Genomic DNA, 14,916 nt, shown 5'->3' with positions numbered 1-14,916 from the left:
TGCTGGCGCAGGCCAGCATCCAATATGGTGCATGAACTTGTGTTCTTGCCCACGAGGACACGGTGGATGCTGGCCTGCGCCAGCATGACAATTGCTTCGCGGAGATGGGTTGCCCAAAAACAAACGGGTGCAGGGACTGTGTCCCTGCCCGCCGGAGGCCCTCTTGTCCTGAAAACTCAAGCCCCGGTCAGTATCCGGTCCACCAATTGCTTTACCGTCGGGATGAAGCGGTTGGAATACCAGGGGTCGCTGGCGAAGCGGTAGGCGCTGTGGCCGGCGAAGGCGAGATTGGCGTCGGGTTCGCCGCCGTGGGCGATGTCCTGCAGGGTCTTCTGGATGCAGAAGCTGCGGGGATCCGCCAGACGCCCGGTGCTGTTGCCTTCATTGTCCGCCCAGGCCGAGAAGCCGCAGTGGGACAGGCAGCCCATGCAATCGGCCTGATCCTTGCGGATGGTGCCGCGTTCGGCGGGGGTGACGAACACCAATGTGTTGTCCGGCGTTTTCAGCGCTTCGGTAAAGCCGGCGCCGTGCCATTCGCGGGCGCGATTGAGATCATCGCGGGTGACGAAATAGCGTTTGGAGCCGACGCCAACATCCAGCGCGAACTGGTGATCGCCAGTGGCAGCGGTGGAGAAGGCCACCTGGCGCTCGCTGCGGGCTTCGAGCGCGCGCAGGAAGGGGTTGCGGATTGCCGAGGAGTAGAAACCGGTCGGCGAGAATTTGTGGAGCAGGATGTCGCCCTTTTCAAGGTCGAACAGGCGTTGTTTCCAGCTGTCGGGAATCGGGCTTTCCTGGGTGAGCAAAGGCCTTGTGCCGAACTGGAAGACGATCTGGCCGAGTTCGGGATTGTCGAGCCAGTTGGCCCATTCGTCGAGCCGCCAGACGCCGCCGGCCATGATGATCGGCACGGATTCGGGCACCCCAAGTTCACGCATGGTGGCGCGCAGTTCGGCGACGCGGGGGTATGGGTCTTGCGGCGCGCGCGGGTCTTCGGCGTTGGAAAGTCCGTTGTGGCCACCGGCCAGCCACGGATCTTCATAGACCACCGCGCCCAGCCATTCGGCGGCCTTGGAATAGGCGCGCTTCCACAGCGCCCGGAAGGCGCGGGCGGAACTGATGATCGGATAATAGTAAACGCCGTGCTGCGCCGCGATTTCGGAGAGCTTGTAGGGCATGCCGGCGCCGCAGGTGACGCCGTTGACCAGGCCCTTGGTGCGTTCCAGCACGCCTTGCAGCACGCGCTGGGCGCCGCCCATCTCCCACAGAACGTTGATATTGATGGCGCCGATGCCGCGCTTCAGTTCCGATGCTGCGATGTCATGGGCGCGCTGCACCTGGGCGACGCCGCCCTCGATGGCATAATGCACCAGCTCTTCATGACGATCGCGGCGGGTGGCGGCGCGATAGATCTGCGGGATGATCTGGCCTTCGGCATCATAGCTGTCGGCGTTGACGGCCGAAACCGTGCCCACCCCGCCGGCCAGCGCCCACGCCCCCGAAGAGGCGTGGTTGGTGGCGGAGACACCCTTGCCGCCTTCCACCAGTGGCCACACTTCGCGGCCACCCATCACCAGCGATTTCACACCAGAAAGCATCGTTTTCCGTTCTGTCACGGCCGGACCCATCCTCCGGCCACCGCTCTCTTGCGGCAAAGATGTGGCAGTGTGCAAGCCGTGCTGTTGTCTCAGGTGGTCACACCCAGCCTGGTTCTGGCATAGCGGAAGGCCGGTCCATCGAGGTCCACCCGCGGGATTTCATCCTTTTCGCGCCAATAATCCTGGGTATGGCGCCATTCCGGGCCGGGCGCGGTTTTCGGCAACAGGTGCTGGCCGCGAGCGAGATAGCCGGGGTTGAAATCCTCCGGATCGACCCACAGGCCGCGCGGGCTGTCGACAAGGGCGGGTGGCAGCACCACCTCGACCTTGTCGACGCCTTTTTCGTCCATGTGCTGCAGCAGCCGGCAGGTGAATTCCGAGATCATGTCGGATCGCAGCGTCCAGCTCGCCCGGAAATAGCCGAACACCCACACCAGATTGGGCACGCCGGTGAACATCATGCCGCGCCAGGTGACCGTGTCGCCCATGTCCAGTGGCTTGCCGTCGATGCTGAAGGCGATGTCGCCGAACACACACAGGTTGAAGCCGGTGGCAAGCACGATCATGTCGGCGGGGACCTGCGTGCCATCTGCCATCTCCACCCCATCGGGCGTGAAGCGCGATATCGTGCCGGTGACGACATCCGCCTTGCCGGCGCGGATGCCGGCAAACAGATCGCCATCGGGCACAAACGCCAGCCGTTGCCGCCACGGGCGATAGCTGGGCGTGAAGTGGCGCATGTCATAACCTTCGGGCAGCAGCGCCTGCACCCCGGCCAGCAGTTCGGCGGCCACGGCATCGGGCGCTGCACGGCATTGCTGCACGATCTGGTGCTGATCATGGATGATCTTCTTGCGCACGATGTCGTGAATGGTGGCTTCGTCCACCCCGATCGGGCGCAGCAGTTCGGCCAGTTCATTCTCGTTGCGGCCGGGCATGAAATAGGTCGGGCTGCGCTGTATCATGGTGATATGCGCGGCCTTTTCGGCCATGGCCGGCACCACGGTAGCCGCCGTCGCGCCCGATCCGATCAGCACGACCCGCTTGCCGGTGTAATCGGTGGCTGCATCCCATTCTTCGGTGTGAAGGATCGGGCCCTGGAAATCGGCCATGCCCGGATAGTCTGGCCAATAGCCCTGATGATGGCGATAATAGCCCTGCGCCATCCACAGGAATGGCGCGCGAAACAGGCGGCGCGTGCCGTCTGGCAGGGCGGCGGTAACCGTCCAGCGCGCTGTCGCGCTGTCCCAATCGGCGGTTTCGATACTGTGGTTGTAGCGGATATGGCGATCGAGGTCGTTCTCCTCGATCATCTCGCCCAGATAGGACTGAATCTCGGCGGCCGTGGCGATCGGCGGCCCCACCCATGGCTTGAAGCCAAAGCCGAAGGTGTAGAGATCGCTGTCGGACCGGATGCCGGGAAATTTGTGGGTGAGCCAGGTGCCGCCGTAACTGGCCTCACGTTCGAGCACCAGGAAGCGCTTGTGCGGCAGGCGCTGCTGCAGGTGCCAGGCCGCCGAGAGCCCGGAAATGCCGGCGCCAATCACCAGCACATCCACATCGGCAATCGCGCCTTCGGGGGCGGGGCGGGCCAAGGTGTGAGCGTCCATCGCTGATCCTTCCAAATCCGGGCACCAGTTTCGAGCCGGTGGCATCGGGGTGCCTTGATCTGGATCAAAGCCCACGCCTGCCCTTTTCCACAGGCGCGCAATCGGGCATGGCCGCCGCGATGAGCGAATCTGTTGTTTCCGATCCCACCACCATCCGCCGGCTTTATGGCCGCCGGCAGGGCCACGCCTTGCGCCAGGGCCAGGCGGCCCTGCTTGCGGATCTGCTGCCGCGCATCGCGGTGCCCGCCGGGGGCCCGATCACGGCTCCCGCCCTGTTTGGCGATGATCGCCCGCTGTGGCTGGAAATCGGCTTTGGCCGCGGTGAACATATGGCCGGCCAAGCCGTGATGAACCCCGATGTGGGCATCATCGGCGCCGAGCCGTTCGTGGATGGCGTGGTCGGTGCGCTGATGGCGGTGCGCGACGGCGGCCTTACCAATGTGCGAATCCACCACGGCGATGCGCTCGACGTGCTGGAACGGCTGCCCGAAGCCAGTGTGGAGCGCGTGTTCCTGCTCCACCCTGATCCCTGGCCCAAGGCCCGCCACGCCAAACGCCGCTTCATGAACCCCGGCCCGATCCATCTCATCGCCCGCGTGCTCAAGCCCGGCGGTGAATTCCGCTTTGGCACCGATCACCCGATCTATTGCCGCTGGGCGCTGATGCAGATGGGCAAGCGCGCCGATTTCCGCTGGCTGGGTGATACGGCGGCCGATTTCCGCACCCGCCCCGCCGATTGGCCGCAGACGCGTTATGAGGCCAAGGCACGCCGGCTGGGCCACGAGGTGTGGTATTTCCGCTGGCAGCGCCAATAGCCTGCATGTGACGTTGCGGCCATTGACCGCGCCGCGTCATATCGCCTAGGCCAAGCCGCGTGAGCACCTATCTCGACTTTGAAAAGCCGATTGCCCAGATCGCGAGCCGCGCTTCGGACTATCGTGCCGCCGGTGATGATGCCGGCGCCCGCCATGCCGAAGGCGCTGCCCGCCGCTTGCTGGCCGAAACCTATGCCAAGCTGACGCCGTGGCAGAAGACGCTGGTCGCCCGCCACCCGGCGCGGCCGCATTTTTCCGATATCGCCAAGGCGCTGGTAGAGGATTTCACCCCCTTGGCCGGCGACCGCGCCTATGGCGAGGATCTGGCCATCCTGGGCGGGCTGGGCAAGCTGCGCGGGCTGAACGTGCCGGTGATGCTGATCGGCCATGAAAAGGGCAACGACACCGCATCGCGCGTCCGCCACAACTTCGGCATGGGCCGGCCGGAAGGCTATCGCAAGGCCGCGCGACTGGTGGAACTCGCTGCCCGTTTCAACGTGCCGGTGATCACGCTGGTCGATAGCGCTGGCGCTTATCCGGGCGTTGATGGTGAAGCCCGTGGCCAGGCCGAAGCCATTGCGCGCGCCACGGCCGCCTTCCTTGGCGCACCCGTGCCGATCATCGCTGCCATCACCGGCGAAGGCATGTCGGGCGGTGCCATCGGCATCGCGGCGGCCGACCGGGTGATCATGCTGGAGCATGCGGTCTATGCGGTGATTTCGCCGGAAGGCTGCGCCTCCATCCTGTGGCGCAATGCCGACAAGCAGGCCAATCGCGCGGCAGACGCGGCCGAGGCGATGAAGGTGACGGCGGCTGACTGCAAGGCGCTGGGTGTGATCGATACCATCGTGTCCGAACCGCTGGGTGGCGCGCATCGTGATCCGGCCGCCGCGATTGCCTCGCTGTCGATGGCGATTGCCAGCGAATTGCAGCCGCTGCTGGCGCTGTCACCGGCAGCGCTGGTGAAGGCGCGGCGCGCCAAATATCTGGCGATGGGCCGGACGCTCTGACCTGATGTGACCGCTGGCCTCGGGTCGGCAGTTCGGGCTATGTTGCAGCCATGAAGAACATGCTGCGCACCCTTGCCTTGTCCGTTCTCCTGGCTGGTCCGGCCCTGGCACAGGCCCCGCCCGGCCTGACGGAGAGCGAGCGCAAGGCTGGCGCCGAAGCACATCCGCAAATCCTGCAGCAATTCGGCGGCGCCATGAGCGGGCCGGTGGCCGATTATGTGCGCAGTGTCGGCCAGAAGATCGCCGTGCAATCGGGCGGCGGCGCGCGGGCGACGGATTACAATGTCACCCTGCTCAACTCCAATGTAAACAACGCCTTCGCCATCCCTGGCGGCTATGTCTACATAACCCGGCAATTGCTGGCGCTGATGAACGACGAAGCCGAACTCGCCTTCGTGATGGGCCATGAAGTGGCGCACGTCGCGGCCCGTCATGGCCAGAAGCGGCAGAACCGCGCCGCCCTTTCGAACGTGCTGGCCGGTGTGGCCGGGGTGCTCACCGGTTCCGATCTGATCGGGCGCGGGGCCGGCCTTGTCGCCGGGCTCACCACGCTGGGGTATAGCCGCGAGCAGGAACGCCAGGCCGACAGCCTGGGGGTGCGTTATCTGGTCAGTGCCGGTTATGATCCCAATGCCGGCACCGACAGCCTGGCGGCGCTGGGCGCACAGACGGCGCTGGAGGCGCGGTTGAAGGGTCAGGGCGGCGCCGAACCGTCGAAATGGCTTTCCACCCACCCGCCCAGCGGCGAGCGCGTGGCGCGGATGCGGACCGAAGCGCAGGCGTTGGCCCCGCGCGCGGGCAAGACGCTGAACCGCGATGCCTTCCTGAATGCCATCGACGGCATGATCTATGATGATGATCCGGCCGAAGGCGTGGTGGTGGGCAATGGCTTCCGTCACGGCGGGCTGGCGCTGGCGCTGGATGCGCCGCAGGGCTTTGCCATCACCAACAGCCCGCAGGCCGTCACCGGCACCGGGCCGGGCAATCTGAAGTTCGACCTGCGCGCTGCCGATGCGCGCACGTCCGACCTCAATGCCATTGCGAGCGCGCGCTGGCAGCAACTGGGCGTTTCGGCCCAACCGATGCGCGCCACCCGCATCAACGGGGTGGAAGCGTTGGAAGGCAGCATCCGCGCCGGCTCGCAAGGCGGGCCGGTGGAAGCGACGCTCACCGTCTATCGCTGGTCGCCGCAGCTGGCGTTGACGCTGGTGAGCATCGCGCCGCAGGGCCAGGGTGGCAGCGTTGCCCCCGTGGCCGCCAGCGTGCGCAAGATGACGCCGCAGGAAATCGCCGGCATCCGCAGCCGCCGCGTGACTGTGGTGCGCGTTGGCCCGAAGGACACGCTGCAAGGCCTGGCCGATCGCATGGCCTATAGCGACGACAGGATGGCGCGTTTCCTCACCCTCAATCAGTTGGACGCCAATGCCCAGCTGAAGGCCGGTGACCGGGTGAAACTGGTCACGCTGCGCTGATGAAGATCATCCATGTCGTGGCCGCCGCCCTGGTGGACGGCGACGGTCGGGTGCTGCTGGCCCAGCGCCCGGAAGGCAAGTCGCTGGCCGGGATGTGGGAGTTTCCCGGCGGCAAGCTGGAGCCGGGCGAATCACCCGAAGCGGCGCTGGCGCGTGAGCTGGAGGAGGAACTGGGCATCACGGCCGAAGGCCTGGCGCCCTTCACCTTCGTCAGCTTTGCCTATCCCGATTTCCACCTCGTCATGCTGCTCTATTGGTGCCGGCACTGGGCGGGCGAACCGCATGGCCGCGATGGCCAGGCACTGCGCTGGGAACGGCCTGGCGCCATGGCGGCGCTGCCGATGCCACCCGCTGATGTGCCGCTGGTCGAGGCATTGGTCGCCGCAATCGGCGCCTGAGCCCGCCACCATGGTTGCACCTGTGTGACAGGGCGGCTATGGCCGGCAAAACCCGTCAGCGAGGGCGCGCGCGACATGAAGATTCTGGCCGGCAACGGCAATCCCGAACTGGCCCAGGCGATTGCCGCCTATCTGGAAATCCCGCTCACCAGCGCATCGGTGCGGCGCTTTGCCGATGAAGAAATCTTCGTTGAAATTCATGAGAATGTGCGCGGCGAAGATGTGTTCGTGGTCCAGTCCACCGCGGCGCCGGCCAATGACAATCTGATGGAATTGCTGATCTGCATCGATGCCCTGCGACGGGCATCGGCGCGGCGGATCACGGCGGTGGTGCCCTATTTCGGCTATGCCCGCCAGGATCGCAAATCAGGCTCGCGCACGCCGATTTCGGCCAAGCTGGTCGCCAATCTCATCACCATGGCCGGCGCTGATCGCGTGCTGTGCCTTGATCTGCATGCCGGCCAGATCCAGGGTTTCTTCGATATCCCCACCGACAATCTGTTTGCCGCCCCGGTGATGGCCGCCGACATCACGGCACGCATGGGCATGGCAGACCTGATGGTCGTTTCGCCCGACGTGGGCGGCGTGGTGCGCGCCCGCGCGCTGGCCAAGCGGCTGGGCAACGCGCCGCTGGCCATCGTCGACAAGCGCCGCGAACGGCCCGGCGAATCGGAAGTGATGAACATCATCGGCGATGTGCGCGGCCGTCGCTGCATCCTGGTCGATGATATCGTCGATTCGGCCGGCACGTTGTGCAATGCTGCGGCCGCCCTGCTCGAAGCCGGCGCGCAGAGCGTGACGGCCTATGTGTCCCACGGCGTGCTGTCAGGCGGTGCGGTGGCGCGCGTCGATGGTTCGGCGCTGGCGGAACTGGTGGTCACTGATTCGATTGCTGCCACCGAGGCTGTGAAGGCCGCCCGGAAAGTGCGACGCATCACCATCGCGCCGCTGCTGGCCGAAGCCATGCGTCGCACCGCCGAAGAAAGCTCGGTCAGCAGTCTTTTTGATTAGGGCACGACACGTCTCCCCCCCCGCATGCGGGTGGGGCCGTGGGCGGATTTGTCGTTCAGGGCAAGCTCGTCACCTCAGTCGCCGGTCGAACGATTGATCACCGTGCCATCGGGTTTGTAGACTTTCTCCGGCGTCACATATTCGCCCTTGGCCGTGCAAATGCCACCCGGATCCTTCGCGCGCGTCTTGGCACAGAATTCGGTGTCGGGCTTGGGTTGCGCCTGGGCGTTGGCCGGGGCCAGCGCGAGCGCGCTGCTCACCACGAGCGAGAGGGCGGCGGCAGAGAAGAAGATGCGGTTCATGACCCCCTGATACAGGGGAATGGCTTGCGCCGCCATGAACAACATCGCTAATCCAGTGCCGTGCCCGCCACTGCCCTCCCTCCGCCGCAAGCGCGGCTGCTGCTCGACAGTGCGGCGCTGATCGCCAACTGGCAGGATTTCGCCCGTGCCGTGGGGGCGGCGACATGCGGGGCGGCGATCAAGGCCGATGGCTATGGCCTGGGCGCGCGCGAAGCCTTGCTGCGGCTGGCGGCGGCGGGGTGCCGAACCTTCTATGTGGCGCACTGGCAGGAAGTACCGGCGCTGCTGCCGCTGCCCGACGGCGTGACCCTGTCCGTCCTCCACGGCGTGACCGCCGGGGAACTGCCAGCCGCGCTCACCCTGCCGGCCCGGCCCGTGCTGGTGACGCCGAACCAGGTTGCACTGTGGCGACAGACCGGGCGGCCGTGCGAAGCGATGGTGGACAGCGGCATGAACCGGCTCGGCCTCGCGCCGGCCGAAACGGCCGAAGTGCTGGCCGGGATGGAGGTGGCGGTGCTGCACAGCCATCTTGCCTGTGCCGACAATCCGGCGCACCCGCTCAACGAACGCCAGCGTGCCTGCTTTGCCGAAGTGACCGCGCGGGTGCCGGCGGGCGCCTATGCCCTGGCCAACAGTGCCGGCATCGCGCTGGGCGCGGCGTTCCACCTTGATCTGGTGCGCCCGGGCATCGGCCTGTTCGGCGGCGGCCTGATGCCGGATGGCCGCGTGTCACGCACGGTGGCGCGCATGCAGGCGCGCATCATCCAGCTGCGCGATGTGCCGGCCGGCGACACGGTGGGCTATGCCGCGGCGTTCGTGGCCACAAGGCCAAGCCGCATCGCCACCGTGGCCTTGGGCTATGCCGATGGCTATGCGCGTGGGCTTTCCGGGGTGGGTTATGCCGACGTGGCCGGCGTGCGCTGCCCGGCGGCGGGCCGCATCTCGATGGATCTTTCGGCCTTTGATGTCACCGATGCGCCGGCGCTGGCGGAAGGCGACTGGATCGACATTCCCTTCCCGCCCGAAACCATGGCCAGCCTGTCGGGCCGCACCAGCTATGAATTGCTGGTGGCGCTGGGGCAGCGTTTCGAACGGGTGTGGGCATGATCGCCGCGCTGGTGGCAATCGGCGCGCCGGTGCTGGCGGCATTCACCGCCATTGGCCGGCTGACGCGCTTTGCCATCACCGCGCTCACCCGGATGCTGCAGCCGCCCTGGTATCCGGCGCAACTGGCGCAGCAGATGCTGGTGATCGGCTGGCTGTCATTGCCGGTGGTGGGCCTCACCGCGATCTTCACTGGCTCCGCGCTGGCGCAGCAGATCTTCATCGGGGGCAGCCGCTTCAATGCGGCGTCGACCGTGCCGGCCGTCACCGTGATCGGCGTGGTGCGCGAACTGGGCCCGGTGCTGGGCGGGCTGATGGTGGCCGGCCGTGTCGCCAGCGCCATGGCAGCGGAACTGGGCACGATGCGGGTGACGGAACAGATAGACGCGCTGGTGACGCTGCGCACCGATCCCTTCCGCTGGCTGGTGGGCCCGCGCATATTGGCGGCCGTGCTGGTGATGCCGTTCCTGGTGCTGGTGTCGAATGCGCTGGGCGTGATGGGCGGCTGGCTGCTGGCGACGCAGCGGCTGGGCTTCAACAGCGCGCAATATCTGGCGACGACGCAGCGCTATCTCGAGGTGGATGACGTGATGTCGTCCTTGGTGAAGGCCGGCGTGTTCGGCTTTTTCATCGCCTTGATGGGCTGTTATCACGGCTATCACAGCGGCGGCGGCGCGGCGGGCGTTGGCCGGGCGACCACCAATGCCGTGGTTTCCAGCTTCATCCTGATCCTGCTGTCCAACCTGATCATCACCGTGATCGTGTTCGGTTCATGACGCCGCGGATCGAACTTTCCGGTGTATCGAAACGCTTTGGCAGCCGGCAGGTGCTCGATGGCCTGTCGGTCAGCGTCATGCCCGGCGAAAGCCTGGTGATCATCGGCGGTTCAGGCACCGGCAAATCCGTTTCGCTGAAATGCATCCTGGGCCTGATCCCCATCGATGCCGGATCGATCAAGGTGGACGGCCAGGAAGTCGCCGGACTGAAAGGCGCTGCGCTCGACGCCCATCGCACCCGCTTTGGCATGTTGTTCCAGGGCGGCGCCTTGTTCGATTCGCTGCCGGTATGGCGCAACATCAGCTTTGCCCTGCCCGGCCGCGCGGCGGATCGCAGGGCCGCGGCCATCGACAATCTGGCGCGGGTGGGTCTGGGCGCGGAGGTGGCGGATCTGCGCCCTGCCGAACTGTCGGGCGGCATGCAGAAACGCGTGGCGCTGGCCCGTGCCATCGCGGTGCGGCCACCGATCATCTTTTTCGATGAGCCGACGACCGGCCTCGATCCGATCACGGCGGCGGTGATCAACAAGCTCATCCGCACGCTGGTCACGGATTTGAAGATCACGGCACTTGCAATTACGCACGACATGGCGAGTGTGCGTTTGATCGCCGACAGGGTTGCCATGCTGCACGCAGGAAAAATCATCTGGCACGGGCCGCTCGCCAGCCTTGACGGCTGCGAAAATCCCTATGTGCGCCAGTTCATTCACGGCAGCACCGAAGGCCCGATCCAGATGCCGGGCGTGCGGCAATGAACCGGCCTGTTCAACCAGTTACCCCTGGCGCGGCCGAACTGTCGTCGTTGCTGCTGAAGGCGGCCGATGGCGATACCGCCGCCTTCCACGCCTTCTATGATCGCACCAGTGCAAAACTTTTTGGCGTGATCCTGCGTATATTGGTGGAACGGCAGGAATCCGAAGACGTGTTGCAGGATGTGTACCTCAGTATCTGGCGCAAGGCGGCGACCTTTGATCCTTCAAAGGCCAGCCCGATCACCTGGGCTGCCACCATCGCGCGCAACCGCGCGATCGACCGGCTGCGCGCCCGGCCGCCACGCGCGCAGGTGCCGGTGGAAGCCGCGTTCGAACTGGCTGACGATGGCCCGGCGCAGGATGCCGGCCTGATCCATGGCGATGATGTGCGCCGGCTGACAGCGGCGCTGGCCAGCCTGGAGCCGCGTCACGCCGCCGCCATCCGCGCCTGCTATTTCGACGGCGTTACCTATGATGAGCTTGCGGAACGCGAACAGGTGCCGGTGGGCACGCTGAAAAGCTGGGTGCGGCGCGGCCTGATCCGCATGCGCGGCGCCCTGGAAGGGAGCGAGGCATGAGCCAGAGCCCCGATCAGAACGGCCTTGATGGGCTGACCGAGTTGGAAGCGCAGGCGATGGATTATGCGCTGGGCGGCGGCAGCCGGGCCGAGCGCAAGGCCGCCGAGCTGCGCAGCTTGAGCGACCCCGATTTCCGTGCCGCCGTCGAACGCTGGCAGCAGCTGTTGTCGCCGCTGGACGACACGACGCCGGGCATCGCGCCGCCGCCGTCCGTCTGGGCTGCCATTGCTGCCGAGGTGACGCCGCTGCCGCGCCGTGCCGCCGGGCCGGCAGCGAAAGCCAGCTGGTGGGACAATCTCAATCTTTGGCGCATGCTGGGCCTCGGCGGACCGGTACTGGCGGCGGTTGCCGTGGCGCTGCTGGTGCAGCCGGGCAGCGTCGGTCCCGCGGTTCCGGCCATGGTGGCCAATGGCCCGGCGCTGGTGGCGACCCTGGCCGATGCGACAGGCAAGCCGCTGATCGCGGCGGCCTATGATCCGGCCAGCGGCCAGGTGCGTTTTGCGCCGGTTGCCGCCAGCGATGATACCACCACCGGCAAGGTGCCGGAACTGTGGGTGATCGAGGGCCAGAACCCGCCGCGATCACTGGGCGTGATCGATATTGCCGCCGGTCGCAGCCAGACCATCCCGCGCGAACGGCTGGCCGGGCTGAAGCCCGGTTCGATCCTGGCCATTTCCATCGAACCGACCGGCGGCTCACCCACGGGTGCGCCCACCGGGCCGGTGATTGCCACGGGCAAATTGGCAGCGGCCTGATCTCTGGCCCATTTCGTCGCAGCGGCACTGGTGAGCGCAACGCTGTCACCCATCTCGCGTAGATGAAGGAGCCGCCTATTCCGGCGGCCCTGATGTCAAGATGGAGTGTCCATGACTTCCCGTAACACACTGCGCGCTGCTCTGTTCGCCATGGCAGCCGCTGGCCTTTCCCCCATGGCCAGCGCGCAGCCGATCGTTGGCGGCGCCGCCATGCTGCCGACCAAGGATATCATCGATAACGCCGTGAACTCGGCTGATCACACCACGCTGGTGGCCGCCGTGAAGGCCGCCGGCCTGGTCGCCACGTTGAAGAGCGCGGGCCCGTTCACCGTGTTCGCCCCCACCAACGCCGCCTTTGCCAAGCTGCCGGCCGGCACGGTGGAAACCCTGCTGAAGCCGGAAAACAAGGCCACGCTCACCGCCGTGCTCACCTATCACGTGGTGGCCGGCAAGTTCACCGCCGCTGATGTGGTGAATGCCATCAAGGCCGGCGGCGGCAAGGCCGAGCTGACCACGGTGCAAGGCGGCAAGCTGACCGCCTCGATGATGGGCAATCTGGTGATGCTGCGTGATGCCAAGGGCGGCATGAGCCATGTCCGCCAGGCCGATGTGATCCAGTCCAACGGCGTCATCCACGTGGTTGACGCGGTGGTGCTGCCGTAAGCGTATCGTTGGTTGCGTATCCACGGGGGCCGGCTCACCAGAGCCGGCCCCCGATTTGTTTCAGGCCGTCGCCGGCTCGGCGGTGCTGTCGTCTTCCTCGGCCTGTTGCAGCGCCCACATCTCGGCATAGGCGCCGGCCTGCGCCAGCAACTCCTCGTGGCGGCCGCGTTCGATGATGCACCCCGAGTCCATCACGATGATTTCATCGGCATCGGTGATGGTGGACAGCCGGTGGGCGATGACGATGGTGGTGCGCCCCGCCGAAACGCCGCCCAGCGCCTCCTGGATGCTGGCCTCCGTCGCCGAATCGAGCGCGCTGGTGGCTTCATCGAGGATCAGGATGGCTGGGTTCTTCAGGATGGTGCGGGCGATGGCGACGCGCTGTTTCTCGCCACCCGACAGTTTCAGTCCGCGCTCGCCCACCTGGGTCTGATAGCCATCGGGCAGGCCCAGGATGAAATCATGGATGGCCGCGCCGCGTGCTGCCGCGATGATTTCCGCCTCGCTGGCGTCGGGCCGGCCATAGGCGATGTTGTAGCCGATCGTGTCGTTGAACAGCACCGTATCCTGCGGGACGATGCCGATGGCGCGGCGCAGACTGTCTTGCGTGACATGGGCGATATCCTGCCCGTCGATGCTCACTTCGCCGCCCTGGATATCGTAGAAACGATAGAGGATGCGGCTGAGCGTGGACTTGCCCGCCCCCGAATGGCCGACCACGGCCAGCTTCTTGCCCGGCGGCACCTCAAAGCTGACGCCGTGCAAAATCTGCCGGCGCGGATCATAGCCGAACTGCACCGCATCGAAGCGGATGCGTGCGCCCGACAGTTGCAATGGCTGGGCCCCCGCCGCGTCTGCGATTTCCGGCGTGGTATCGATAAGGCGGAACATCGCTTCCATGTCGATCAGGCCCTGGCGGATCTCGCGATAGACCATGCCGAGCAGATCGAGCGGGCGGAACAATTGCATCAGCAGGCCGTTGACGAAGGCGATGTCGCCGATGGTGAAACGGCCCTGATCCCAGCCCCACACCACATAGACCAGGGCGCCGGCCATCAATGCATTGGTGATTAAGCTTTGGCCGATGTTGAGCCAGGCCAGGCTGACCTCGGAGCGGGTGGCGGCATCGGTGTAGCGCTTGATGGCGCGGCCATAATTGGCGTTCTCATGGCTTTCCGCGTTGAAATATTTGACCGTTTCGTAATTCAGCAGACTGTCCACGGCCCGCGCGGTCGCCTTCTGGTCGCTGTCCACCATTTGCCGGCGCAGTTCGGCGCGCCAATCGGTGATGCGCTGGGTGTAGATGATATAGGCGGCGACCATTGCCAGCGTCGCCGCCACCAGTTCCCAGCCAAACCCGCGCCCGAACAGGAAGCAGACGGCGGTGAGTTCGATAACGGTGGGGAAGATGTTGAACAGCAGGAAATAGAGCATGGTATCGATGCTCTTGGTACCGCGTTCGATCAGCCGCGTGAGCGCGCCGGTGCGGCGTTCGAGGTGAAAGCGCAAGGACAGGCGGTGGATGTGGCTGAACACATCGAGGCTGAGATGGCGCGCGGCTTCCTGGCCGACCTTTTCGAACAGCGCGTTGCGGAAATTGTCGAACAGCACGCCGCCGAAGCGGGCGAGTGCATAGGAGGCAACCAGCGCCATGGCGACGCCGGCCCCGCCTGACAGACTGGCCGACATCGCATCCAGCGCCAGTTTCAGCGTGTAGGGCATCGCCAGCATGACGCCCTTGGCCAGCAGCACGAGGCACAAGGCGCCGATCACCCGCAGTTTCAGATCGGAACGGTCGGCCGGCCACAGATAAGGCAGGAAGCGCTTCAGCGTCTTGAAGTCGGCCTCACCTTTCGGCGGGCCGGGCGGGGCGGCAAGTGATTGCATTGCGGTTCATATGGGCCGGCGGGGCGGGTGGGGCAATGGGATGGTTTGTCCCAAGGCTTGGGTCTTGCGCACCAGAAAGAAGCAACCCTCCCCCAACCCCTCCCTGGAAGCAGGGACGGGAGACGGCTCTTGTTTCTCCCCTCCCTGCAAGGGAGGGGCCGGGGGAGGGTTCTCGCCGCAAGCGCCAC

At 66.0% G+C, this 14,916-nt stretch carries 15 protein-coding genes; 11 read left to right on the top strand and 4 right to left on the bottom strand.

The genetic code is table 11. From position 1 onward, the window contains the following. Window positions 1–176: 176 nt before the first annotated feature. Together D619_RS0100765 and D619_RS0100760 are read right to left on the bottom strand one after the other, a co-directional pair. Complete coding sequence (locus D619_RS0100765; RefSeq protein ID WP_026090559.1) at window positions 177–1,595, bottom strand: nitronate monooxygenase; 1,419 nt, start codon at window positions 1,593–1,595, stop codon at window positions 177–179. Between the two features lie 89 nt (window positions 1,596–1,684). Further along, window positions 1,685–3,205, bottom strand: coding sequence for an NAD(P)/FAD-dependent oxidoreductase (locus D619_RS0100760; RefSeq protein ID WP_017666644.1), 1,521 nt, complete (start codon window positions 3,203–3,205; stop codon window positions 1,685–1,687). A gap of 119 nt (window positions 3,206–3,324) precedes the next feature. On the opposite strand from D619_RS0100760, the gene trmB reads away from it, so the two are divergent. The 5 genes from trmB to D619_RS0100735 all read left to right on the top strand — a co-directional run bounded on the left by trmB (window position 3,325) and on the right by D619_RS0100735 (window position 7,911). Further along, window positions 3,325–4,020 (top strand): tRNA (guanosine(46)-N7)-methyltransferase TrmB, encoded by a 696-nt coding sequence (gene trmB, locus D619_RS0100755; RefSeq protein WP_152417228.1) that lies wholly within the window; start codon window positions 3,325–3,327, stop codon window positions 4,018–4,020. Window positions 4,021–4,079: 59 nt separating this feature from the next. Beyond that, the gene (locus D619_RS0100750; protein ID WP_017666642.1) at window positions 4,080–5,030 is read left to right on the top strand and encodes an acetyl-CoA carboxylase carboxyltransferase subunit alpha; all 951 of its coding nucleotides are present in this window, start codon (window positions 4,080–4,082) and stop codon (window positions 5,028–5,030) included. Window positions 5,031–5,080: 50 nt separating this feature from the next. Further along, window positions 5,081–6,502, top strand: coding sequence for a M48 family metalloprotease (locus D619_RS0100745; RefSeq protein WP_017666641.1), 1,422 nt, complete (start codon window positions 5,081–5,083; stop codon window positions 6,500–6,502). Continuing rightward, complete coding sequence (gene mutT / locus D619_RS0100740; RefSeq protein WP_017666640.1) at window positions 6,502–6,900, top strand: 8-oxo-dGTP diphosphatase MutT; 399 nt, start codon at window positions 6,502–6,504, stop codon at window positions 6,898–6,900. Before D619_RS0100745 ends, mutT begins: the two co-directional genes overlap by 1 nt. A 75-nt stretch (window positions 6,901–6,975) precedes the next feature. Then, the gene (locus D619_RS0100735; RefSeq protein ID WP_017666639.1) at window positions 6,976–7,911 is read left to right on the top strand and encodes a ribose-phosphate pyrophosphokinase; all 936 of its coding nucleotides are present in this window, start codon (window positions 6,976–6,978) and stop codon (window positions 7,909–7,911) included. A gap of 74 nt (window positions 7,912–7,985) precedes the next feature. On the opposite strand, the gene D619_RS0100730 is transcribed toward D619_RS0100735, so the two are convergent. Further along, window positions 7,986–8,213, bottom strand: coding sequence for a hypothetical protein (locus D619_RS0100730; protein ID WP_017666638.1), 228 nt, complete (start codon window positions 8,211–8,213; stop codon window positions 7,986–7,988). Window positions 8,214–8,273: 60 nt separating this feature from the next. Here D619_RS0100730 and D619_RS0100725 point away from each other — a divergent pair, with 60 nt between their 5' ends. The 6 genes from D619_RS0100725 (at window position 8,274) to D619_RS0100700 (ending at window position 12,841) form a co-directional block, all read left to right on the top strand. Beyond that, the gene (locus D619_RS0100725) at window positions 8,274–9,320 is read left to right on the top strand and encodes an alanine racemase (RefSeq protein WP_017666637.1); all 1,047 of its coding nucleotides are present in this window, start codon (window positions 8,274–8,276) and stop codon (window positions 9,318–9,320) included. After that, the gene (locus D619_RS0100720) at window positions 9,317–10,093 is read left to right on the top strand and encodes an ABC transporter permease (RefSeq protein ID WP_026090558.1); all 777 of its coding nucleotides are present in this window, start codon (window positions 9,317–9,319) and stop codon (window positions 10,091–10,093) included. Before D619_RS0100725 ends, D619_RS0100720 begins: the two co-directional genes overlap by 4 nt. Then, on the top strand, window positions 10,090–10,848 hold the full coding sequence (locus tag D619_RS0100715; RefSeq protein WP_017666635.1) for an ATP-binding cassette domain-containing protein: 759 nt from the start codon (window positions 10,090–10,092) through the stop codon (window positions 10,846–10,848). Before D619_RS0100720 ends, D619_RS0100715 begins: the two co-directional genes overlap by 4 nt. Beyond that, entirely contained in the window at window positions 10,845–11,423 is a 579-nt protein-coding gene (locus tag D619_RS0100710) for a sigma-70 family RNA polymerase sigma factor (RefSeq protein WP_051033431.1), read from the top strand. Before D619_RS0100715 ends, D619_RS0100710 begins: the two co-directional genes overlap by 4 nt. Next, the gene (locus tag D619_RS15135) at window positions 11,420–12,178 is read left to right on the top strand and encodes an anti-sigma factor (RefSeq protein ID WP_017666633.1); all 759 of its coding nucleotides are present in this window, start codon (window positions 11,420–11,422) and stop codon (window positions 12,176–12,178) included. The genes D619_RS0100710 and D619_RS15135 overlap by 4 nt, the downstream gene beginning before the upstream one ends. Before the next feature lie 150 nt (window positions 12,179–12,328). Beyond that, window positions 12,329–12,841, top strand: coding sequence for a fasciclin domain-containing protein (locus D619_RS0100700; RefSeq protein WP_033372682.1), 513 nt, complete (start codon window positions 12,329–12,331; stop codon window positions 12,839–12,841). 60 nt (window positions 12,842–12,901) lie between these two features. Here the strand turns inward: D619_RS0100700 and D619_RS0100695 are convergent, their stop codons facing one another. Continuing rightward, window positions 12,902–14,728, bottom strand: coding sequence for an ABC transporter ATP-binding protein/permease (locus tag D619_RS0100695; protein ID WP_017666631.1), 1,827 nt, complete (start codon window positions 14,726–14,728; stop codon window positions 12,902–12,904). Window positions 14,729–14,916 lie beyond the last annotated feature (188 nt).

This window comes from Sandarakinorhabdus sp. AAP62 (genome assembly GCF_000331225.1).
Taxonomy (GTDB): domain Bacteria; phylum Pseudomonadota; class Alphaproteobacteria; order Sphingomonadales; family Sphingomonadaceae; genus Sandarakinorhabdus.
This window is presented reverse-complemented; position numbering and strand designations above follow the sequence as displayed.